The organism is Bradyrhizobium sp. URHC0002, assembly GCF_054059515.1.
Map to the genome: position 1 here is coordinate 2,465,630 of NZ_JBSSCF010000001.1, position 16,845 is coordinate 2,482,474.

Consider the following 16,845-nt stretch of genomic DNA (forward strand, 5'->3'; position numbering starts at 1 on the left):
CGCGCATACGGAGTCATGGTCGGGCTTTGCGGACGGATTAAGCGGGAAGTTCATCACAGGGCTGGACAAGAGGTTCCGGTGGTTGCCCAACGCGTAGAACCCATCGTCTTCAGATGCTTGCGGTGCAAAGCTCGGAGTATTCGTTCCGGAGAGCAATATTAAAAACGTCCGTATGGTTTGCAATGAGTCAGGCCATTGCTGGCGCGAAAGTGGTGAACGGCGCGTCATCATTCGTGAGCACCATGATGGTCAGGCCCAGCCCAAAACAAACTACGATTCTCCTCGCTATTCGGCAGATAGTCACTATATCTAAGACATCACCGCGCGCCCCGGGCTGTTATCGGTGACTGAGAGCGTTGCGCTCCCGCCTCCACCAAAAGGGCGGTCACATGTCTGATACCCTCAAATTCGATCTTCGTGATTGGCTGGTGCCTCCGGTGCTGTTGCCGATCTTTTTTGCGCTGCTGATCGCTGCTGCCGTGATTATTCAGTGGTAGTCCGCCTCAAGTGACATGCCGGCAACGGGAATCCGAGTGCTTAACAGAAAGCAGGAGTCGGAATGGCAAATACGGCGATCATCAGAGACGCATACGGCGTTCCAGCAATGTTCGTTGATTCGAAAACCGGCAAGGATGATGCCGCCTTTGTCTTTATCAGGGTCGGCGATGAGGAACGCCGGATGCGGTGGGCCGAATGGGATGCGCTTCCCGCCTGGACTGGCGTTCGTCCGTCCTGGGCGACCAAACGCTAATGGACCCAGCAAGGTTGCTATCTGACGCCGGAATAACCATCTGATCAGTTAGCCCAGCGGGATCGCGACAAACGCGAACATCCCGTCGCGACGCCTTAGCCACGCCAAATCATATAAACGGTATCGACCAACGGCATATCGCTGCGATATGCGCGTTTCGGGTCAGGAAAATCTATGGCCATCGAGCATGCCGCCGTGCAGTTTGCGCGCAAACCGTGGGGAGTAGGCGATCTCCATCCATGGAGCAGCATCGACGTTGCCGGTGACCCGGTTGGAGAGTTGTGGTTCCAGCGCACGCATAAGCATGCACCCATCCCGGCCCTGCTGCTCAAATTGCTGTTCACCAGCGAGCCCCTGTCGATTCAGGTTCATCCGGACGATGAACTTGCCCGCTCAATCGGCTTGCCGAACGGCAAAACTGAAGCCTGGTACATTCTCGCAGCAGCCCCGGGCGCGCGGGTTGCGCTGGGACTGAAGCGGCGACTCACGCCACAGGCATTGCGCGCAGCGATCAGGGACGGCTCGATTGCCGATCTCACGCAATGGCGTCCCGTCGCGAAAGGCGACATCATCTACGTCCCCGCCGGCACGATCCACGCCATTGGCGCCGGTATCGTGCTCGCCGAGATTCAGCAGCGCAGCGATACGACATTCCGCCTGTTTGACTATGGCAGGCAGCGCGAACTGCATGAAGAAAGCGCCGTCGCTGTTTCCGACGCCGGGCCGGTTCAGGTCCAATCCGGTCCACGACGCCTCACCACGGCTCGAACAGCCCTGATCAGAAGCCAGCATTTCGTCATTGAGCGGATCGACCTGCCGGCGAATTCGAGTTGGGCACTCAATGCCGATCGGGAAACCTGGATCCTTGCGATCGAGGGCCGGGCGCGGATCGGGTCGACGAGCATATCGGTCGGTGACGCCGTCTTCATCGAGGGCGAACGAACCGGCATCGAGGTCGGCGCGGGCGGCATGAGCGGCCTAATGGCTTATCCGGGACCTGATCCCGTTGCCGCCCTGCTGGAGGACGCCGGAGAACTGACCAAATCTGTCAGCATGTCCGCCGGCCATTCGCCGAAATCAAGCGAGACTGTCGAGGTACAAGCATGACGCCGCTCCGCCGCATCGCCGTTATCGGCAATTCGCTGCCCCGCCGCTGCGGGATCGCAACCTTCACGACCGACCTGCAGCAGGCGATCTCGACGTCACGCTCGACTCTCGAGACCTGCATCGTGGCGATGACCGATCATGGCCAAACCTATGATTATCCCAAGGCGGTCGCTTTTCAGATCCAGGATAACAAGATCGAAGAATACATCCGTGCAGCAGACTTCCTGAATGCCGGCCGGTTCGACACCGTATGCCTGCAGCACGAATTCGGAATTTTCGGTGGCGAAGCCGGCGGCCACATCCTCGAACTGCTGTCGCGTCTCACCATGCCTGTCGTGACGACGTTCCACACCGTGCTGGCCAATCCGACCCTCGCGCAACGTGCGGTCATGGAGCGCATCGTCGATGCGTCGTCGAAGGTCGTTGTGATGGCCAACAAGGGCCGCGAACTGCTGCGCAGCGTCTATAGGGTGCCGGACGACAAGATCGAAGTCATAGCCCACGGCATTCCCGATGTCGCGTTTGTCGCACCCGATGCGGCGAAGGCCAGGCTCGGATTTGATGGAAAGTCGGTCATTCTGACATTCGGCCTGCTGTCGCCCAACAAGGGCATCGAAGTCATGATTGACGCCATGCCGTCGATACTGAATCGTCGAGCCGATGCGGTGTATGTCGTGCTCGGCGCAACGCATCCGAATCTGGTTCGAGACCAGGGCGAGGCGTATCGCAACAGACTGATGAGGCGGGTCCGCGAACTGGGCGTCGAGGACCACGTTGTGTTCCTCGACCGCTTCGTCGACCTGCCCACGCTGCTCGAATTCATCTCGATGTGCGACGTCTATGTCACGCCCTACCTCAACGAGGCGCAGATGACGTCGGGTACGTTGGCCTACAGCTTCGGACTGGGGAAGCCCGTCGTCTCGACGCCTTACTGGCATGCCCGCGAACTGTTGGCCAATGGACGCGGCGTCCTGGTGCCGTTCGGCGATGCGGCCGCGATCGGCAGCAAAATTGCGGAATTGCTCACCGATGACGTTCGCCGGCTGGCGATGAGCCGGCGTGCCTATGCGGTCAGCCGAACCATGACGTGGGAACGCACCGCCGAGCACTACATGTCGGTTTTCGAGAGTGCGTCTCAGGGGCACTGGCTCAAGGTCATTGCGCCCTCCAACGCGGTCGTTCCGGAGCCACGCGGCCCTGCAGCGCCGGACATGCAAATCAGCCATTTCCTGTCGATGTGCGACGATACCGGCCTGTTCCAGCACGCCGTGCACTCGGTGCCCGACCGTTCGCACGGCTATTGCGTCGACGACAACGCCCGCGCGATGCTTTTGGCCTGCGCCCTCAATAATCCGGGTGAACAGCCGCTGTCGGAAGTCTTGACGGCCCGCTTTGCCGCTTTCGTGCAGCATGCATGGAATCCCGACACCGGGCGGTTTCGAAACTTCATGGGCTTCAATCGAACCTGGCTTGAAGCCAGCGGGTCCGAAGACAGTCACGCGCGGACGCTTTGGGCGCTCGGCGAAACCGCGCGCAGCGACGCAACTCCGTCGCGGCGCCAGTGGGCTGCTGCCTTGTTCGCCGAGGCTCTGTCGACTGTAGAGACCTTTCGCTCTCCGCGGGCGTGGGCGTTCACCCTGCTGGGTTTGGGGGCCTATTGCGCCGTGGCTCCCGATGATCTCCACGCCCAGGAGATCCGGCATTCTCTTGCCGACAGGTTGATGTCCTGTCTGGCTTCGGTCGAAACGCCGGACTGGGTGTGGTTCGAGGAAGGGTTGGCTTACGACAACGCCCGCCTGCCGCAGGCGCTGATGATGACAGGCGCGGCGACGCAAACGCCTGAATACGTGCAGGCCGGATTGAGGTCTCTGCGGTGGCTGATGACGCGACAAACGACGCCGGCAGGGCATTTCCGGCCGGTCGGCACCGCAGGCTTCGGCGAATTGCGGCAACTTCCCCGCGCATTTGATCAGCAACCCGTGGAAGCGACGGCGACGATCGCTGCCTGCCTTACGGCATGGCGGGCGGATGGCGATGCGGAGTGGAAAGCGCTTGCGACGCGTGCCTTCACCTGGTTTCTCGGCAGCAACGACCTGTCGGTGGCGCTGGTCGATCCGCACACCGGCAGTTGCCGCGATGGACTGCACCCCGATCGTGCCAATGAAAATCGCGGCGGCGAGTCGGTTGTGTGCTACCTGCTTGGGCTAGCGGAGATTCGCCAGCTTGCGCGGGTCAACGCCGGCCTGACCAAACCCGCGGCATTGCGCGCCATGGGCGCCTGAATCTCGCCTCCTGCTCAAGCGATCGAGGACAACGTGTCACAGGCCACCTTCCTGAACCGGCAGGCGCTTTATTTGCGTCCAGATCCCGCGCGGGTGATCGTGCGCCCGTTCAAGCCGGCGACTGAACCGCGCGATCTCAACCCGACCGACAAGACCCGTGCAAATCATATCGTCGACCGGGTGCTCGCCCTCGACTCCGAAGCCGTTGCCTCCCAGCTCGCGGACGTCCTTGAAAATTTCCTTGGTCGGCATCGGAACCTGTTGGAGAGGTTCGAGGCCCGCGCGAACGAAATGGAGGAGGCTTTCGCAGCGCATGGAAGCTTTTCAAAGATCCAGCGCCAGTTGATCGGGGCCTATTTTCTCAATGAGTATTCGTTCGAAGCCTCTGCCTTGTTCAACCCCAGCATCGTGCCGCACCCCGACCAATCGGACGCGCCGAAGGGCGGCCTGCGCTTCATTCTCAGCCTCCGTGCCATCGGCGAAGGGCATGTGTCGTCACTGACGTTTCGGGCCGGCACATTCGCAGCCGACGGCAGCCTGACCGTTGATCCGACGGCGCGGCTTGCCTCGAGTCCTCGGATTTGCCATCGCACATCCGGACCGGACGGCGATCATGTCGAACTGATCTTCAAGCCGGAGGAAGAGCTCAGCGAGCGTGTCATCTTTCCGGTCACCGAATCCCAGTCGAACGGCATCGAGGACGTCCGCTTTGTCGAGTTCAGCGATGGCGGCCAAAAAACCTACTACGCGACCTATACCGCCTATAGCGGACGAGCGATCCGCTCCGAACTGATCGAGACCCGCGATTTCATGTCGTTCCGATTGGCGCCCTTGAAAGGCGCCGCGGCGCGCAACAAGGGCATGGCGCTGTTCCCGCGCAAGATCGGCGGCAGATACGCCATGATCGCGCGACAGGACAATGAGAATCTGTACCTGATCTATTCGGACGACCTGTACACATGGGACGGCGGTCAGGCCATTCTGAAACCGGAATTTCCCTGGGAGTTCGTTCAGATCGGCAATTGCGGATCGCCTATCGAGCTCGATGAAGGCTGGCTGCTGCTGACGCATGGCGTCGGCCCGGTGCGCAAATACTCGATCGGGGCGGCGTTGCTCGACAAGAACGATCCCTCGAAGGTGCTGGCCCGCTCCCGCGAGCCGTTGCTGCGGCCCGAGCCATCGGAGCGCGAGGGATACGTCCCCAACGTCGTCTATACCTGCGGCGCGATGCGGCACAACGACCAGATCATTCTGCCATACGCTGTGTCGGACACCTTCTCCAATTTCGCGACCATCAGAATTTCGGCGCTGATGCGGGCGATGAAAAGGTGACCGCCGCTTGCGCGGCGCCAATCCGTCCGTTGGAAGGTCAGGGAGCCTGAATGAGCGAGCGACTTGAAACGCTGAAGAAAGCCCGTGAGCGCATGATCGAGGACAGGCACGCGCATGCCAAGGTGCTGGCTGCTCCTTTTGACCGGGATAAGGCCGAGCGGGCACGCAACAAGTTCATCGAGATTCAGGTGCTGGTCGATGCGCTCGATCGGGCCATCAGTGGAGAGGAAGTCATTCCGACAAAAGGCTGAGCCGCGGCGGCAGCAAGGCGCAGCATCAATTAATGCATGGCTATTCGGGGACAAAGGGAGCACAGTTGCACAATGCGAGTCTTCAGGTTGCGCCGAACGACCTTTCTGGTTCAAGCCATGGATCCACCGCAGGAGATCAATGCAGGCTTGGCGCGATGTCCTTCCGGGCATCGGCCGGACCTGAAGGGGCGAGGTGATGCCTACGCTATCGAAACTCCTGCTTGAGAATGGGTTGCCCGATCTTCCGGTGTTGCTGATCGAGCCGCATCGCAACCACAGGGGAATCTGGCGCATCAAATTCAGCTATGAGACCGGCGAACCGTTCTCCATGGCTGCGACCCAGGCATCGATCATGGCTTCCAGTCTGCATGAGATCGGGGAAGTCGAACTGGCCGAAGAGATCGATGGCGCGATGAGAATTGCGGCGCGCTACGCGACAATGTGAAACTCGGCGTGCAATGACGGCGTCATCATCAAACCAAGGGAGATCGACATGGCCAAGGGCGAGCAAAAAGGAAATCGCGAAGCCAAGAAGCCCAAGAAAGAGAAGATCAAGACAATAGCTGCGGCGCCAAACCAAAAAGCCGCGGGATGGCAACCGGGTTTCGCGTCCGGCAAGAAGAAATAGCAACGCAAGCGTCGACGTAAAGCGATGCGTTGGACTGACGCGTTCGAGCGCGCGCGCAAAAAGCGCGTTCTCGCGGGGCGGCGCGATCGGGCGGCGCTGATTGGCCTATTGCTTCGTGGGGGCGGCCAGCGCTCGCGGCCTGTTCTAATGGTGATACCACCCCCAAAGGAAATCGGATGAAAATTGCGCTCGCCGTATTGATGCTCTGCGCCTGCGCGCAAGGCGCTCTCGCCGCTGGACCGGAATGCCGCACGATCGAAAGCACGAGCGGGCGACTTGCCTGCTACGATGCGGCGTCTCCTCCAAGAATACAAAAGCCGGCAGCCATCGAAAGCGACGCGTCACGGCCGCCCTACAAAGACCCCTTCATCGCGGAAGACGCCCGAACCACCTCCAAGCTAAAGGGTATCTGCCGCGGCTGTTGAGATTGATGCTTTCCGGCCATGGGCGTTGCAGCAGGCCCGCTATCAAGGGGGATCGACGGGTTTGCGGCGCCCTTGCAGAACCCGATTTGAAGTTGCGCGCAACTACCGATCCGCCGCGCTTCCGTCCGCCAATGACCCGAATGTATGGTCCGGCGGTGCGCTGCAAGCGTGCTGAAACGGAAATGAAGATCGTGAGGTACCGCCAGTTGGTGGACCGGACCGCGGACGAGGAACTCGTGACGCGCATCAGGACTCAGATCGCGGAACTTGAGCAGGCGCGCGCGCTCCGGGAGATCGGCGAGTAAGGCCGCTTGATTGCCTCGGGTCGTTGAACCTTATTGCGCCTCCGCAGACAGATAATTGCCGGGGGATTGCACTGTCCGGATTCAACACAGCGCCACCAAGCATTATTCGGCTTGGGGGCGCTGTCTGCATTAGTAGCCTAGTTTGATCCAGCGATGGCCGATTTCGGCCGGCACCGGTCGCTAGGTACTGTCCGAGTTTAACCCGAAATTGTCCTAGGCTGCGGCCAGTGTCCTGATCCGTCTTTGACAAGGGTTCGGAGCGTTAAGATCTCTTAAGTTGGCAAACGGACATAAAGGGAATCTACTCGACCTATCACCGCCCCGCCTTCGGCTTCCATCGGTGACTGAGAGTGTTGTGCTCCCGCCCGTTTCGGAGAGCCACCATGCCCCGCATCCAACGCAACCAACCCAAAGCGCCGTTACAACACCGTCTGATGCTGGAGGCCATGCGCCTCAAGGACGAGGCGAACGAACTCCCGCCGGGTTCGTTGCGCGACGCCAGGATCAGAAAAGCTCGCCAAGCTGTAACCGCTTGCCGTGTGAATGAGTGGCTCTCGTCGCCCGGACTTAAAGCGCCGCGGTAGGGTCGCCTCAGTTGGCGGCCTCTTTCGGAGCACTCTGGTGGCGAACGGGTGTGATCTACCAGATATACCCGCGCTCCTTTCAAGATACGAACGCCGACGGCATCGGCGACCTCAAGGGGATCGAGCGGCGACTCGACTATCTTGCCGGCCTTGGCGTTGACGCCATCTGGATCTCACCCATCTACCCCTCGCCGATGGCTGATTTCGGCTATGACGTCACCGATTATTGCGACGTCGATTCGCGCTTCGGTGTGCTTGCCGATTTTGACAGCCTGCTTTCACAGGCCCATGCGCGCGGGCTCAAGATTCTGCTCGACTTCGTGCCCAACCACACATCCGACCGGCATCCCTGGTTCGTCGAGAGCCGCGCCTCGCGCGACAATCCGAAACGGGACTGGTACATCTGGCGCGATCCCGCGCCGGATGGCGGGCCGCCCAACAACTGGATCAGCGATTTCGGCGGCTCGGGATGGGAGTGGGACAAGGCCACCAGCCAATATTACTACCACGCCTTCCTGAAGGAGCAGGCGGACCTCAACTGGCGTAATCCGGCCGTGCAGGCGGCGATGTACGACGTAATGCGCTTCTGGTTCGACCGAGGCGTGGACGGCCTCCGCATCGACGTGCTGTGGCACCTGGTCAAGGCGGCAGACTTCCCCGACAATCCGCCCAACCCTGCCTATCAGCCGGCGATGGGCGATATGCACCGCGTGCTCCAGCTCCATTCGACCGACCAGCCCGAGGTGCACGAGATCGCCGCCGACATGCGCGCCATCGCCGATAGTTACGGCGCCAGTGGACGGGGCGAACGCGTGCTGATCGGCGAAATCTACCTGCCGGTCGATCGGCTGCTGCGCTATTACGGCCGGGAACGGGCAGAGGTGCACCTGCCCTTCAACTTCCAGCTCATCGATGCGCCGTGGGAGGCGCGCTCCCTCGCGGCGCTGATCGCCAACTATGAGGCGGCGCTTCCGCCAGCCGCTTGGCCGAATTGGGTGCTCGGCAACCATGACCGGCCACGCGTCGCAGCCAAGCGTGGGCAGGCCCCGGCCCGCGTCGCAGCGATGCTGCTGCTGACGCTCCGCGGCACGCCCACCCTCTACTACGGAGACGAGTTGGGCTTGAGCGATGTCGCAATCCCGTCCGCCCAGGTTCAGGATCCGCGCGGGCTGCGCGAGCCCGCCCTCGCCTTGGGCCGCGATCCGGTCCGCACGCCGATGCCGTGGGACGGGAGCGAGAATGCCGGCTTCACCACGGCTAAGCCGTGGCTGCCGCTCAATGTCGACTGGCCTATTCGCAACGTTGCGCGGATGGCGCAGGAGCCTCATTCAATCCTGGCGCTTTATCGCCGATTGCTGGTCGCCAGGCGTGCACATCCGGCGTTGGCGCTCGGCGACTTCACGCTGCTGGACACGGAGGGTGATGTAGTCGCGTATGAGCGTCGGCACGGCGCCGAGCGATTGATCGTAGCACTCAATCTCGGGGGACATTCGCAGCGCCTGGAATTACCGGACTGGGCGAGCGATTGCCGGGTGCTCTTGTCCACTGTCGCCGATGCAACGCTGGCCGGAGACGGTGGCGTGCTGCTACGGGCAGACGAGGGCATGATTCTGACGGCCGATTAACGAAAGCAACGAAGGACAATCGCATGCGTATCGCCATGCTCGCTCCGATCTCCTGGCGCACGCCGCCGCGCCATTATGGTCCATGGGAGTTGGTGACGAGCCTGTTGACCGAGGCGCTGGTGGCGCGCGGCATCGACGTCACCTTGTTCGCCACGAAGGATAGCCGGACGGCCGGCAACCTGGCCGGTGTCTGCCCAGCGCCCTATTCCGAGGACCCCACGACCGACGCCAAGGTATGGGAGATTCTCCACATAGCCCATGTATTCGAGCGCGCGGGTGAGTTCGATCTCATTCACAACCATGCCGATTTCGTGCCGCTCGCATTCTCTCGGTTGGTGGAGACGCCGGTGGTGACGACGATCCACGGATTCTCCTCGGAACGCATCCTGCCCGCCTTCAAGGCATACGAGGATCGCGTCCATTATGTCGCGATCAGCGATGCAGATCGCCATCCGGACCTGCGCTATGCAGCGACAATCCACCACGGGATTCGGCTGGAGGACTTTCCCTTCGACCCGCACGGCAGCGAAGACCTGCTCTTCTTCGGCCGCATCCACCCGGACAAGGGGGCGGCCGAGGCGATTGCGGCGGCAGGTCGAGCGGGTCGCCGGCTGATCATGGCCGGTATCGTCCAGGATCGGGGGTATTATAACGAGCAGGTCGTGCCCGCGCTGGACGAGCGCTCCGTGGTCTATCGCGGCCCGGTGGGCGGCGCGGCCCGCACCAACGCCCTGGGTTCCGCGCGCGCGCTGCTCCATCTTATCAATTTCGACGAGCCGTTCGGGCTATCGGTCGTGGAGGCGCTTGCCTGCGGCACACCGGTGATCGCCTGCAACCGCGGATCGATGCCCGAGCTGATCGACGATGGCGTGACTGGCTTCTTAGTCAACAACGTCGATGAAGTCGTAAATGCGATCAGCCGCGTGGGTGAACTTGATCGCGCCGTATGCCGAGCAGCGGTGTCTGAGCGTTTTACGGTCGACCGGATGGCTGATCGATATCTGGACTTGTACCGATCGCTCCTTGGCTGACGACCTTGCGGCTTCATTACCTTAGCTTCGTCTGTTTAGCACTTTTCGGACCTGACGGCCCGACTGGCGACGTCCGTTCTTGAGGGTGAAGCGGACTGCCGAGCTGCCCGCCCTGACTTCCGAAGACCCTGAAACGGACAGGCCCCACCCAGCATGGTCGCTAAAAGCCACATGGAGCTTGCAGCGAAGCCGCAAAAGCCTTCATTTTTTTGGAACCATTCGGTTTGGGATTGATTGGCCCCGTCGTATGTCGGCTACGGGACATAGCGTGCGAGCGCCGCCCCGCAATCGGGCAGCAGCTATCCACGGGAAGGTCTCGCCCATGCAGCCCAGCGGCGCCAGCAAGCGACCTGTGGTGCTCGTTGTCGAGGACGAAATTCTGGTCCGGATGGACGCAATCGACGCAATCGAGGCGGCTGGTTTTGATGTCATCGACGCAAGCGATGCCGATGAGGCCATTGCGATCCTTGAGCGGCGGAGCGACGTCCACTTGATATTTACCGACATCCAGATGCCGGGGTCGATGGATGGACTTAGGCTGGCCCACTTCGTGAGGAACCGTTGGCCGCCGATCAAGATCATCGCAACGTCAGGCTATGCAAAAATCACCGAAAAGGATTTGCCCGACGGCAGCCGCTTTCTGCCCAAGCCGTATGTCGTTGCTGATATCGCGAGCGCAATTGGCCAACTTATTCGACAATGAAAGCGATCGTCGGAGATGACCCGCCAGCCTCGAACAGAACTTGCTCATTGTCCAGATGGACGGATTTCAAGTAAGGCCGAAGAGCAGTGGCGTCACTCTCGGAAAGAGGCCAATAGCAAATTGCTGGAGTTGGGCATGTCATGCTCCCGAGGGCGGGACCACAGAGAACTCTCAGTTAGCGGCGGGCCTGGAAAGGTGCCGATAATGCACAGACGCTAGCCCTTCGCTGGGGGAAAGCGAGCTTTATTTTCAGCTATGTCGGGAACTTAACCGACAGCCATCGGGATCGGAGCTTGGAATGGATTCCTGGAGGTGCTGAGATGGCCCATTATGATCCCGAAACCTTGGTTCTCCTTAGAAAGGCCCTTGATGAAGCTTGGGCTTCTCTGCCGGATGGTTCCAAATCTGAAACCCATAAATCTGAGATGGCTCAGCGCATCCTGAAGCAGGCGGCGGGTGGCGTGCGAGACCCAATCAGACTTCGAGCTTCTGCCCTCCTCAGCGCCGTGGGGGAAGCTAATCCACAGGCCTGATTTGAAATGTCGGACAGACTGACGAAAGCGAAATGCGCTTAGAATTTGCGGTTAGTTTGTTGCGGAGTGTGCGCCATGGGCCAGATACGGAAACGTACAAAACACCAAACCACCTTTGCGGAGCGTCTAGCTGAGGAGGCCCGGCTGTTCAAGGAAGCGGCCGAAAAGCAGCTTCCGGGTAGTACAGCTCGCGAGTTGCTTTTGCGCCGGGCGCGACAAGCCGAAACAGCTTCACACATGAACGATTGGCTGTCGTCGCCGGGGCTTGCCTCGCCCAATGAACGAGTACCGCGCCTATTTGATGGGGCCGGACGGACATATCCGAAGCTGGGTCGATCTAATCTGCGAGCATGAAGAGGCCGCTAAAGAGCAAGCCAAGCAGCTAGTGGACGGGCACGACGTAGAGCTGTGGCAGTCTGATCGGAAGATAGCGACGTTCACTAGCAACTAGTAAGGCTAGTCAGTTGGCGGGCTCCGTGGCACTTTTCGGACCAAAACGATGAAGCTGATGATGTTCGTTCGTTGAGGGATACTGTTGCAAAAGTCAAATTTTCGCCGATGACCAAAATTCTGCGGGCCGTGGGCGCGACTTTCGCGTACAAGATGCGAGGGACCCTCACGGCCTCACGCAAAATTCACAGGCGACTTCGGTAACGCGATTTACGTCATACGAATCAGCGATCGCTCGCTGCTTAGTGTTTTCGCGAAAGATCTTGAGCCCTGCAACTTTCGACTTTTGCAACACAATGTGAGAGAAAGCGGACCTCGCGGTTGATCGAGCTTACTTCGGGAAATGACCCTGAATGGACCGCGGCTCCACCGGCGCGGCCACGCGGCGAAAAGCTTATCCGAAAGAGGGTGATGCTTTGCGACCAAGGGGCCCGAACGAAGGCAAGCGGAGTAACGCTCGCGCCCGTCATCCGCTGAAGCGGATTTTCGTCGATGTGGCGTGAGCGGTTCTAGTTCGGCGACCAGCCCGCATGTGCGTTGCTTGGTCCCGTCATCTGGCGCTTGTGCGTTAACTGACGATATTTCAGAATCTCAATTCCGCTGCGCAACTTTGACTTCGCGAATCGCCAGATAAAGGCTGATCGTACCGACAATGACGGGAAGTAGTCCTATGAGCATCCAGGCCAAAGGCGAGCCAGCGCCGATCGTGCCAGCAGCAATCCAAATTCCAAAGGCAATGATAAACACCGAGATCGAGAGCGAGAATGCGTCATTCATGATGACCTCCAGAGACCTATGCCTGTCGGATGAATGCCAGCCTCTCAGACGTCAACCCGCCCGCCATTCAACCTCATCAGCCAGCTCGTAAAGGCAAGCAAGGCCGGAATGTCGCGGCTTGTCACGCCTTCTCCGAGTTCGGCAGGGTCTTAAGAACTGCCTCTGGCAATAGCTTGTCAGAGGAACGATCGAGCCGCTTATCGGAGCCGTGCGTCCCGTTTAGATGGCCGACCAGCTCGCCGGAAAGTCGATAGATATTGATCCCGTTGAGATGATAAAGTTCTTGGCCGCTAAGGTTGAAGATGGTCGCGCCATCCACCACCCCAACGCGGGTGCCCTTGCTATTGAAAATATTGCCGCTCATGACTGATCTCCAAGAGAGACCCAGGAACCAAGCTGCGTTTGTTGGGCCCAGATAGCGAGACAATTCGGGCACCACGCCGGATACTTTGGCTGTATCCAGACGACCATCGCCAAAGCCAACGGAGGCAATTTAGCCCGGATGTCTTAATTCGCCCGTGAGAAGCTGTGTGACCTCCGGCAATTTAAGGAGGCCTGTTACATCGCAATCGACGCAGCGGAATTTGCGTCCTCCCGTTTTCACGAGGACAAATCGCATAGGCATGCTGCACTTCGGGCAGATCGGGGGCGGGGAATTCTTGGGCAAGGGGATCTCCCTTTCACCGGGCGGGAGTTCAACACTCTCAGTCACCGACAACAGCCGAAAGCGCGAAACGGTGATAAATCACCCTGCGCCTTTTAACGGTCCAATAGCGAGTCAATTCCGAACAATCGACACGGTATTCAGGCACTCCGCCATTTCCGGTTTAGATCGGCGCAATCACGGTTTCGATCCGCAGTATCGGCGCGGGGCCTACGTCCTCCGCCGTCGCTATGTACGTCGCGGCTACGGATACTATCGGGGCTATCGTCGGTACTAATCTTGAAAGAGGGCTTCGGCCCTCTTTTTCCTGCTAACGTTTGGTCCAAAGTCGGCCTATCCATCGAGATCCACAAGATACACGACGTTAGTGTCACTTGATGGCTCGGTCGATTGCGTTGCTTGCCGATAAAGAACTGCTTCTTCAGCAGTAGCCAACCTGATCTTCATCGTGGCGCTGGCATCGCACAACGGGGTGCCATGAGACGTGATTGTACTCAACTTTGTGCGTAACCGGCCGTGTTCGCAAAGACGTTCCGCGTCCTTGTGCCTCTTAGCCTGCAGCGCAAGCATTGGCGTGCCGTTGATCTCAACCGTGAATATCGAGAATGTGAAGCGGTGGTCCATTTGATCTCCGCCTTCCTTTTATGGACCTACAGATCAATCCGTCAGCAGATCATACTCCCGGCGCAAGACAGTTTGGACGTGAACCGCCGCGCGCGCGGCGGTATTGGCATCTGCCGCGCCCGCTGTAAGCACACAGAGCGACCAGTTATTTTCAGCGTGCTTTGCAACGCGATTGATCGCTATTTCCTGCACGTTATGACAGCCGGGCTGCTTTCTCACTTCTGACAACGCTCGACTCTGACAACGCTCGACGGTGCAATTCCGGCATTGAAACGCGGACCTTGGGCATAGCGTTGGCTCGACTGGTTGGGGCCGCTCGGCCTATATACCTAACAGAACAAGAGCAATTCGGGTTCCAACCTTGCGAGAAGGCGCGACCTTCGATCTAGGCCGGGCCGCACGGCAAAGTCCTTAGGGAATCGGGGGGGGGGCGCTCCGAGTCCTTGGTAGCAGTACGATCTTGCCGCGTCGAGATGGACGTGTGGCTAGTGCAGAAAGGCCCAGCAATGCTGCGGGCCTTTCTTATTGTTGTGCTCTGAACGGTTGGAGTTAGAAGTCCATACCTCCCATGCCACCCATGCCGCCGCCCGGAGGCATGCCGCCACCGCCGCCGCCGGCGTTCTTCTTCGGCACTTCGGCCACCATGGCTTCCGTGGTGATCAGCAGAGCCGCGACGGACGCTGCGTTCTGGATCGCCACACGAACCACCTTGGTCGGGTCGATGATGCCCTTGGAGATCAGGTTGACGTATTCGCCGGTCTGCGAGTCGAAGCCGTAGGAATATTGATCCTTCTCGAGGATCTTGCCGACGATGACGGAGCCGTCTTCACCGGCGTTGATCGCGATTTGGCGGGCTGGATACGACAACGCCTTGCGGACGATTTCGACGCCGGTCTTCTGGTCGTCGTTCTTGGTGCGAAGTCCCTTGAGATGCTGGGAGGCGCGCAGCAGGGCGACGCCGCCGCCCGGCACGATGCCTTCCTCAACCGCCGCACGGGTCGCATGCATCGCGTCATCCACGCGATCCTTGCGCTCCCTAACTTCGACTTCGGTCGCGCCGCCGACGCGGATCACCGCGACGCCGCCCGCGAGCTTGGCCAGACGCTCCTGCAGCTTCTCACGGTCGTAGTCCGAGGTGGTTTCCTCGATCTGCGCCTTGATCTGCTGAACGCGCGCCTCGATGTCGGCCCTCTTGCCGGCGCCGCTGACGATTGTAGTGTTTTCCTTGTCGATCATCACCTTCTTGGCGCGACCGAGCATCTGCAGCGTGACGTTCTCGAGCTTGATGCCGAGATCTTCCGAGATCGCCTGACCACCGGTCAGAACGGCGATGTCCTGCAGCATGGCCTTGCGGCGATCGCCGAAGCCCGGAGCCTTCACGGCAGCAACCTTGAGGCCGCCACGCAGACGGTTGACGACGAGGGTGGCGAGAGCCTCGCCTTCGACGTCTTCCGCAATAATCACAAGCGGCTTGCCGCTCTGCACCACGGCTTCGAGCAAGGGAAGCAATTCATTCAACTGAGATAGCTTCTTTTCGTTGATGAGGACGTAGGCATCTTCCATTTCAACGCGCATCTTGTCGGCGTTGGTGACGAAGTAGGGTGAGATGTAGCCGCGGTCGAACTGCATGCCCTCGACGACCTCGAGTTCGGTCTCGAGCGACTTAGCTTCTTCAACCGTGATGACGCCCTCGTTGCCGACCTTCTTCATGGCGTCGGAGAGGAACTTGCCGATTTCGGCGTCGCCGTTGGCGGAGATGGTGCCGACCTGGGCGATTTCCTCGTTCGAGGTGACCTTCTTGGAGTTCTTGACGAGGTCGGCGACTACGGCTTCCACCGCCATGTCGATACCGCGCTTCAGATCCATCGGGTTCATGCCGGCGGCAACCGACTTGGCGCCTTCTCGGACGATCGCAGCCGCCAGAACGGTCGCGGTGGTGGTGCCGTCGCCGGCAGCGTCTGCTGACTTGGAGGCGACTTCGCGCACCATCTGCGCGCCCATGTTCTCGAACTTGTCGTCGAGTTCGATTTCCTTGGCGACGGTGACGCCGTCCTTGGTGATGCGGGGAGCGCCGAACGACTTGTCGAGCACGACATTGCGGCCCTTGGGGCCCAGCGTCACCTTGACCGCGTTGTTGAGAATTTCAACGCCGCGCAACATCCTGTCGCGGGCGTCGACGCCGAATTTGACTTCTTTGGCTGACATAATGATCTCCGTTTGAAACTGATCCTCATCCGGAGGAGCCCGGCGGGCGTCTCGAAGGATGAGATGAGTTGAGTTTGGAGCCCATCCTTCGAGACGCCGGCTGCGCCGGCTCCTCAGGATGAGGGAGCGGGTGCGGTTAGGCGGCCTTCTTCTTGGCCGCCGGAACGTCGGTTAGGACGCCCATGATGTCGCTTTCCTTCATGATCAACAGCTCATGGCCGTCGATCTTGAGTTCGGTGCCGGACCATTTGCCGAACAGCAGGCGGTCGCCAACCTTGAGGTCGATCGGAATCAGTTTGCCAGCTTCGTCGCGGCCACCCGGGCCCACGGCGACGATTTCGCCCTCCGAGGGCTTTTCCTTGGCACTGTCTGGAATGATGATGCCACCTGCGGTTTTATCTTCGGCATCGATGCGTTTGACCACGACACGGTCGTGGAGCGGACGGAATTTCATGCGGTCCTCCCTGGCTTTTGTGATTTTCTGGATTGGCAGTCGCAATGTGCGAGTGCTAGCCGCTCTTCACATAAGCTTGTGACACTGGGGCGCAAGGGCTTCGGCCCACGATGT

General features: G+C 60.0%; 18 protein-coding genes. 12 read left to right on the forward strand and 6 right to left on the reverse strand.

From position 1 onward, the window contains the following. Window positions 1–559: 559 nt before the first annotated feature. The 12 genes from ACVWVY_RS11760 (at window position 560) to ACVWVY_RS11815 (ending at window position 11,557) form a co-directional block, all read left to right on the forward strand. Window positions 560–751 (forward strand): hypothetical protein, encoded by a 192-nt coding sequence (locus ACVWVY_RS11760; protein ID WP_057857267.1) that lies wholly within the window; start codon window positions 560–562, stop codon window positions 749–751. 174 nt (window positions 752–925) lie between these two features. After that, window positions 926–1,858, forward strand: coding sequence for a class I mannose-6-phosphate isomerase (locus ACVWVY_RS11765; RefSeq protein ID WP_456626524.1), 933 nt, complete (start codon window positions 926–928; stop codon window positions 1,856–1,858). Further along, entirely contained in the window at window positions 1,855–4,140 is a 2,286-nt protein-coding gene (locus ACVWVY_RS11770; RefSeq protein ID WP_456626525.1) for a glycosyltransferase family 4 protein, read from the forward strand. Before ACVWVY_RS11765 ends, ACVWVY_RS11770 begins: the two co-directional genes overlap by 4 nt. Window positions 4,141–4,173: 33 nt before the next feature. Continuing rightward, window positions 4,174–5,472, forward strand: coding sequence for a glycoside hydrolase family 130 protein (locus tag ACVWVY_RS11775; protein WP_456626526.1), 1,299 nt, complete (start codon window positions 4,174–4,176; stop codon window positions 5,470–5,472). 50 nt (window positions 5,473–5,522) lie between these two features. Continuing rightward, window positions 5,523–5,723 (forward strand): hypothetical protein, encoded by a 201-nt coding sequence (locus tag ACVWVY_RS11780; protein ID WP_057857270.1) that lies wholly within the window; start codon window positions 5,523–5,525, stop codon window positions 5,721–5,723. Window positions 5,724–5,919: 196 nt separating this feature from the next. Continuing rightward, on the forward strand, window positions 5,920–6,168 hold the full coding sequence (locus ACVWVY_RS11785; RefSeq protein ID WP_456626527.1) for a hypothetical protein: 249 nt from the start codon (window positions 5,920–5,922) through the stop codon (window positions 6,166–6,168). A 48-nt stretch (window positions 6,169–6,216) separates the two neighbouring features. After that, entirely contained in the window at window positions 6,217–6,351 is a 135-nt protein-coding gene (locus ACVWVY_RS11790; protein WP_456626528.1) for a hypothetical protein, read from the forward strand. Window positions 6,352–6,958: 607 nt separating this feature from the next. Continuing rightward, a complete protein-coding gene (locus ACVWVY_RS11795; protein ID WP_456626529.1) occupies window positions 6,959–7,081 on the forward strand; it encodes a hypothetical protein in 123 nt (40 codons plus the stop codon). 634 nt (window positions 7,082–7,715) lie between these two features. Next, window positions 7,716–9,290, forward strand: a complete 1,575-nt coding sequence (locus ACVWVY_RS11800; RefSeq protein WP_456626530.1) for an alpha-amylase family glycosyl hydrolase — start codon at window positions 7,716–7,718, stop codon at window positions 9,288–9,290. 23 nt (window positions 9,291–9,313) lie between these two features. Next, the gene (locus ACVWVY_RS11805; RefSeq protein ID WP_456626531.1) at window positions 9,314–10,321 is read left to right on the forward strand and encodes a glycosyltransferase family 4 protein; all 1,008 of its coding nucleotides are present in this window, start codon (window positions 9,314–9,316) and stop codon (window positions 10,319–10,321) included. A gap of 322 nt (window positions 10,322–10,643) precedes the next feature. Next, a complete protein-coding gene (locus tag ACVWVY_RS11810; protein WP_456626532.1) occupies window positions 10,644–11,024 on the forward strand; it encodes a response regulator in 381 nt (126 codons plus the stop codon). Window positions 11,025–11,344: 320 nt separating this feature from the next. Beyond that, entirely contained in the window at window positions 11,345–11,557 is a 213-nt protein-coding gene (locus ACVWVY_RS11815) for a hypothetical protein (RefSeq protein WP_456626533.1), read from the forward strand. A gap of 1,041 nt (window positions 11,558–12,598) precedes the next feature. On the opposite strand, the gene ACVWVY_RS11820 is transcribed toward ACVWVY_RS11815, so the two are convergent. The 6 genes from ACVWVY_RS11820 to ACVWVY_RS11845 form a co-directional block, all read right to left on the reverse strand. After that, the gene (locus tag ACVWVY_RS11820) at window positions 12,599–12,784 is read right to left on the reverse strand and encodes a hypothetical protein (protein ID WP_456626534.1); all 186 of its coding nucleotides are present in this window, start codon (window positions 12,782–12,784) and stop codon (window positions 12,599–12,601) included. Window positions 12,785–12,905: 121 nt separating this feature from the next. Next, a complete protein-coding gene (locus ACVWVY_RS11825) occupies window positions 12,906–13,148 on the reverse strand; it encodes a hypothetical protein (protein ID WP_456626535.1) in 243 nt (80 codons plus the stop codon). A 633-nt stretch (window positions 13,149–13,781) separates the two neighbouring features. After that, complete coding sequence (locus tag ACVWVY_RS11830; protein ID WP_456626536.1) at window positions 13,782–14,072, reverse strand: hypothetical protein; 291 nt, start codon at window positions 14,070–14,072, stop codon at window positions 13,782–13,784. 33 nt (window positions 14,073–14,105) lie between these two features. Further along, window positions 14,106–14,300: a hypothetical protein gene (locus ACVWVY_RS11835; protein WP_456626537.1), complete on the reverse strand. Its 195-nt coding sequence runs from the start codon at window positions 14,298–14,300 to the stop codon at window positions 14,106–14,108. Between the two features lie 321 nt (window positions 14,301–14,621). Beyond that, window positions 14,622–16,277: a chaperonin GroEL gene (groL, locus tag ACVWVY_RS11840; RefSeq protein ID WP_456626538.1), complete on the reverse strand. Its 1,656-nt coding sequence runs from the start codon at window positions 16,275–16,277 to the stop codon at window positions 14,622–14,624. Window positions 16,278–16,413: 136 nt separating this feature from the next. Then, window positions 16,414–16,731 carry a co-chaperone GroES gene (locus ACVWVY_RS11845; RefSeq protein ID WP_456626539.1) on the reverse strand — a complete coding sequence of 106 codons (318 nt, stop codon included), beginning with the start codon at window positions 16,729–16,731 and terminating at the stop codon, window positions 16,414–16,416. Between the last annotated feature and the right edge of the window lie 114 nt (window positions 16,732–16,845).

Coding starts and splice junctions, on each gene's coding strand:
- ACVWVY_RS11760 (WP_057857267.1), top strand. CDS start 560: ATGGCAAATACGGCGATCATCAGAGACGCATACGGCGTTCCAGCAATG.
- ACVWVY_RS11765 (WP_456626524.1), top strand. CDS start 926: ATGGCCATCGAGCATGCCGCCGTGCAGTTTGCGCGCAAACCGTGGGGA.
- ACVWVY_RS11770 (WP_456626525.1), top strand. CDS start 1,855: ATGACGCCGCTCCGCCGCATCGCCGTTATCGGCAATTCGCTGCCCCGC.
- ACVWVY_RS11780 (WP_057857270.1), top strand. CDS start 5,523: ATGAGCGAGCGACTTGAAACGCTGAAGAAAGCCCGTGAGCGCATGATC.
- ACVWVY_RS11785 (WP_456626527.1), top strand. CDS start 5,920: ATGCCTACGCTATCGAAACTCCTGCTTGAGAATGGGTTGCCCGATCTT.
- ACVWVY_RS11790 (WP_456626528.1), top strand. CDS start 6,217: ATGGCCAAGGGCGAGCAAAAAGGAAATCGCGAAGCCAAGAAGCCCAAG.
- ACVWVY_RS11795 (WP_456626529.1), top strand. CDS start 6,959: ATGAAGATCGTGAGGTACCGCCAGTTGGTGGACCGGACCGCGGACGAG.
- ACVWVY_RS11805 (WP_456626531.1), top strand. CDS start 9,314: ATGCGTATCGCCATGCTCGCTCCGATCTCCTGGCGCACGCCGCCGCGC.
- ACVWVY_RS11810 (WP_456626532.1), top strand. CDS start 10,644: ATGCAGCCCAGCGGCGCCAGCAAGCGACCTGTGGTGCTCGTTGTCGAG.
- ACVWVY_RS11815 (WP_456626533.1), top strand. CDS start 11,345: ATGGCCCATTATGATCCCGAAACCTTGGTTCTCCTTAGAAAGGCCCTT.
- ACVWVY_RS11820 (WP_456626534.1), bottom strand. CDS start 12,784: ATGAATGACGCATTCTCGCTCTCGATCTCGGTGTTTATCATTGCCTTT.
- ACVWVY_RS11825 (WP_456626535.1), bottom strand. CDS start 13,148: ATGAGCGGCAATATTTTCAATAGCAAGGGCACCCGCGTTGGGGTGGTG.
- ACVWVY_RS11830 (WP_456626536.1), bottom strand. CDS start 14,072: ATGGACCACCGCTTCACATTCTCGATATTCACGGTTGAGATCAACGGC.
- groL (WP_456626538.1), bottom strand. CDS start 16,277: ATGTCAGCCAAAGAAGTCAAATTCGGCGTCGACGCCCGCGACAGGATG.
- ACVWVY_RS11845 (WP_456626539.1), bottom strand. CDS start 16,731: ATGAAATTCCGTCCGCTCCACGACCGTGTCGTGGTCAAACGCATCGAT.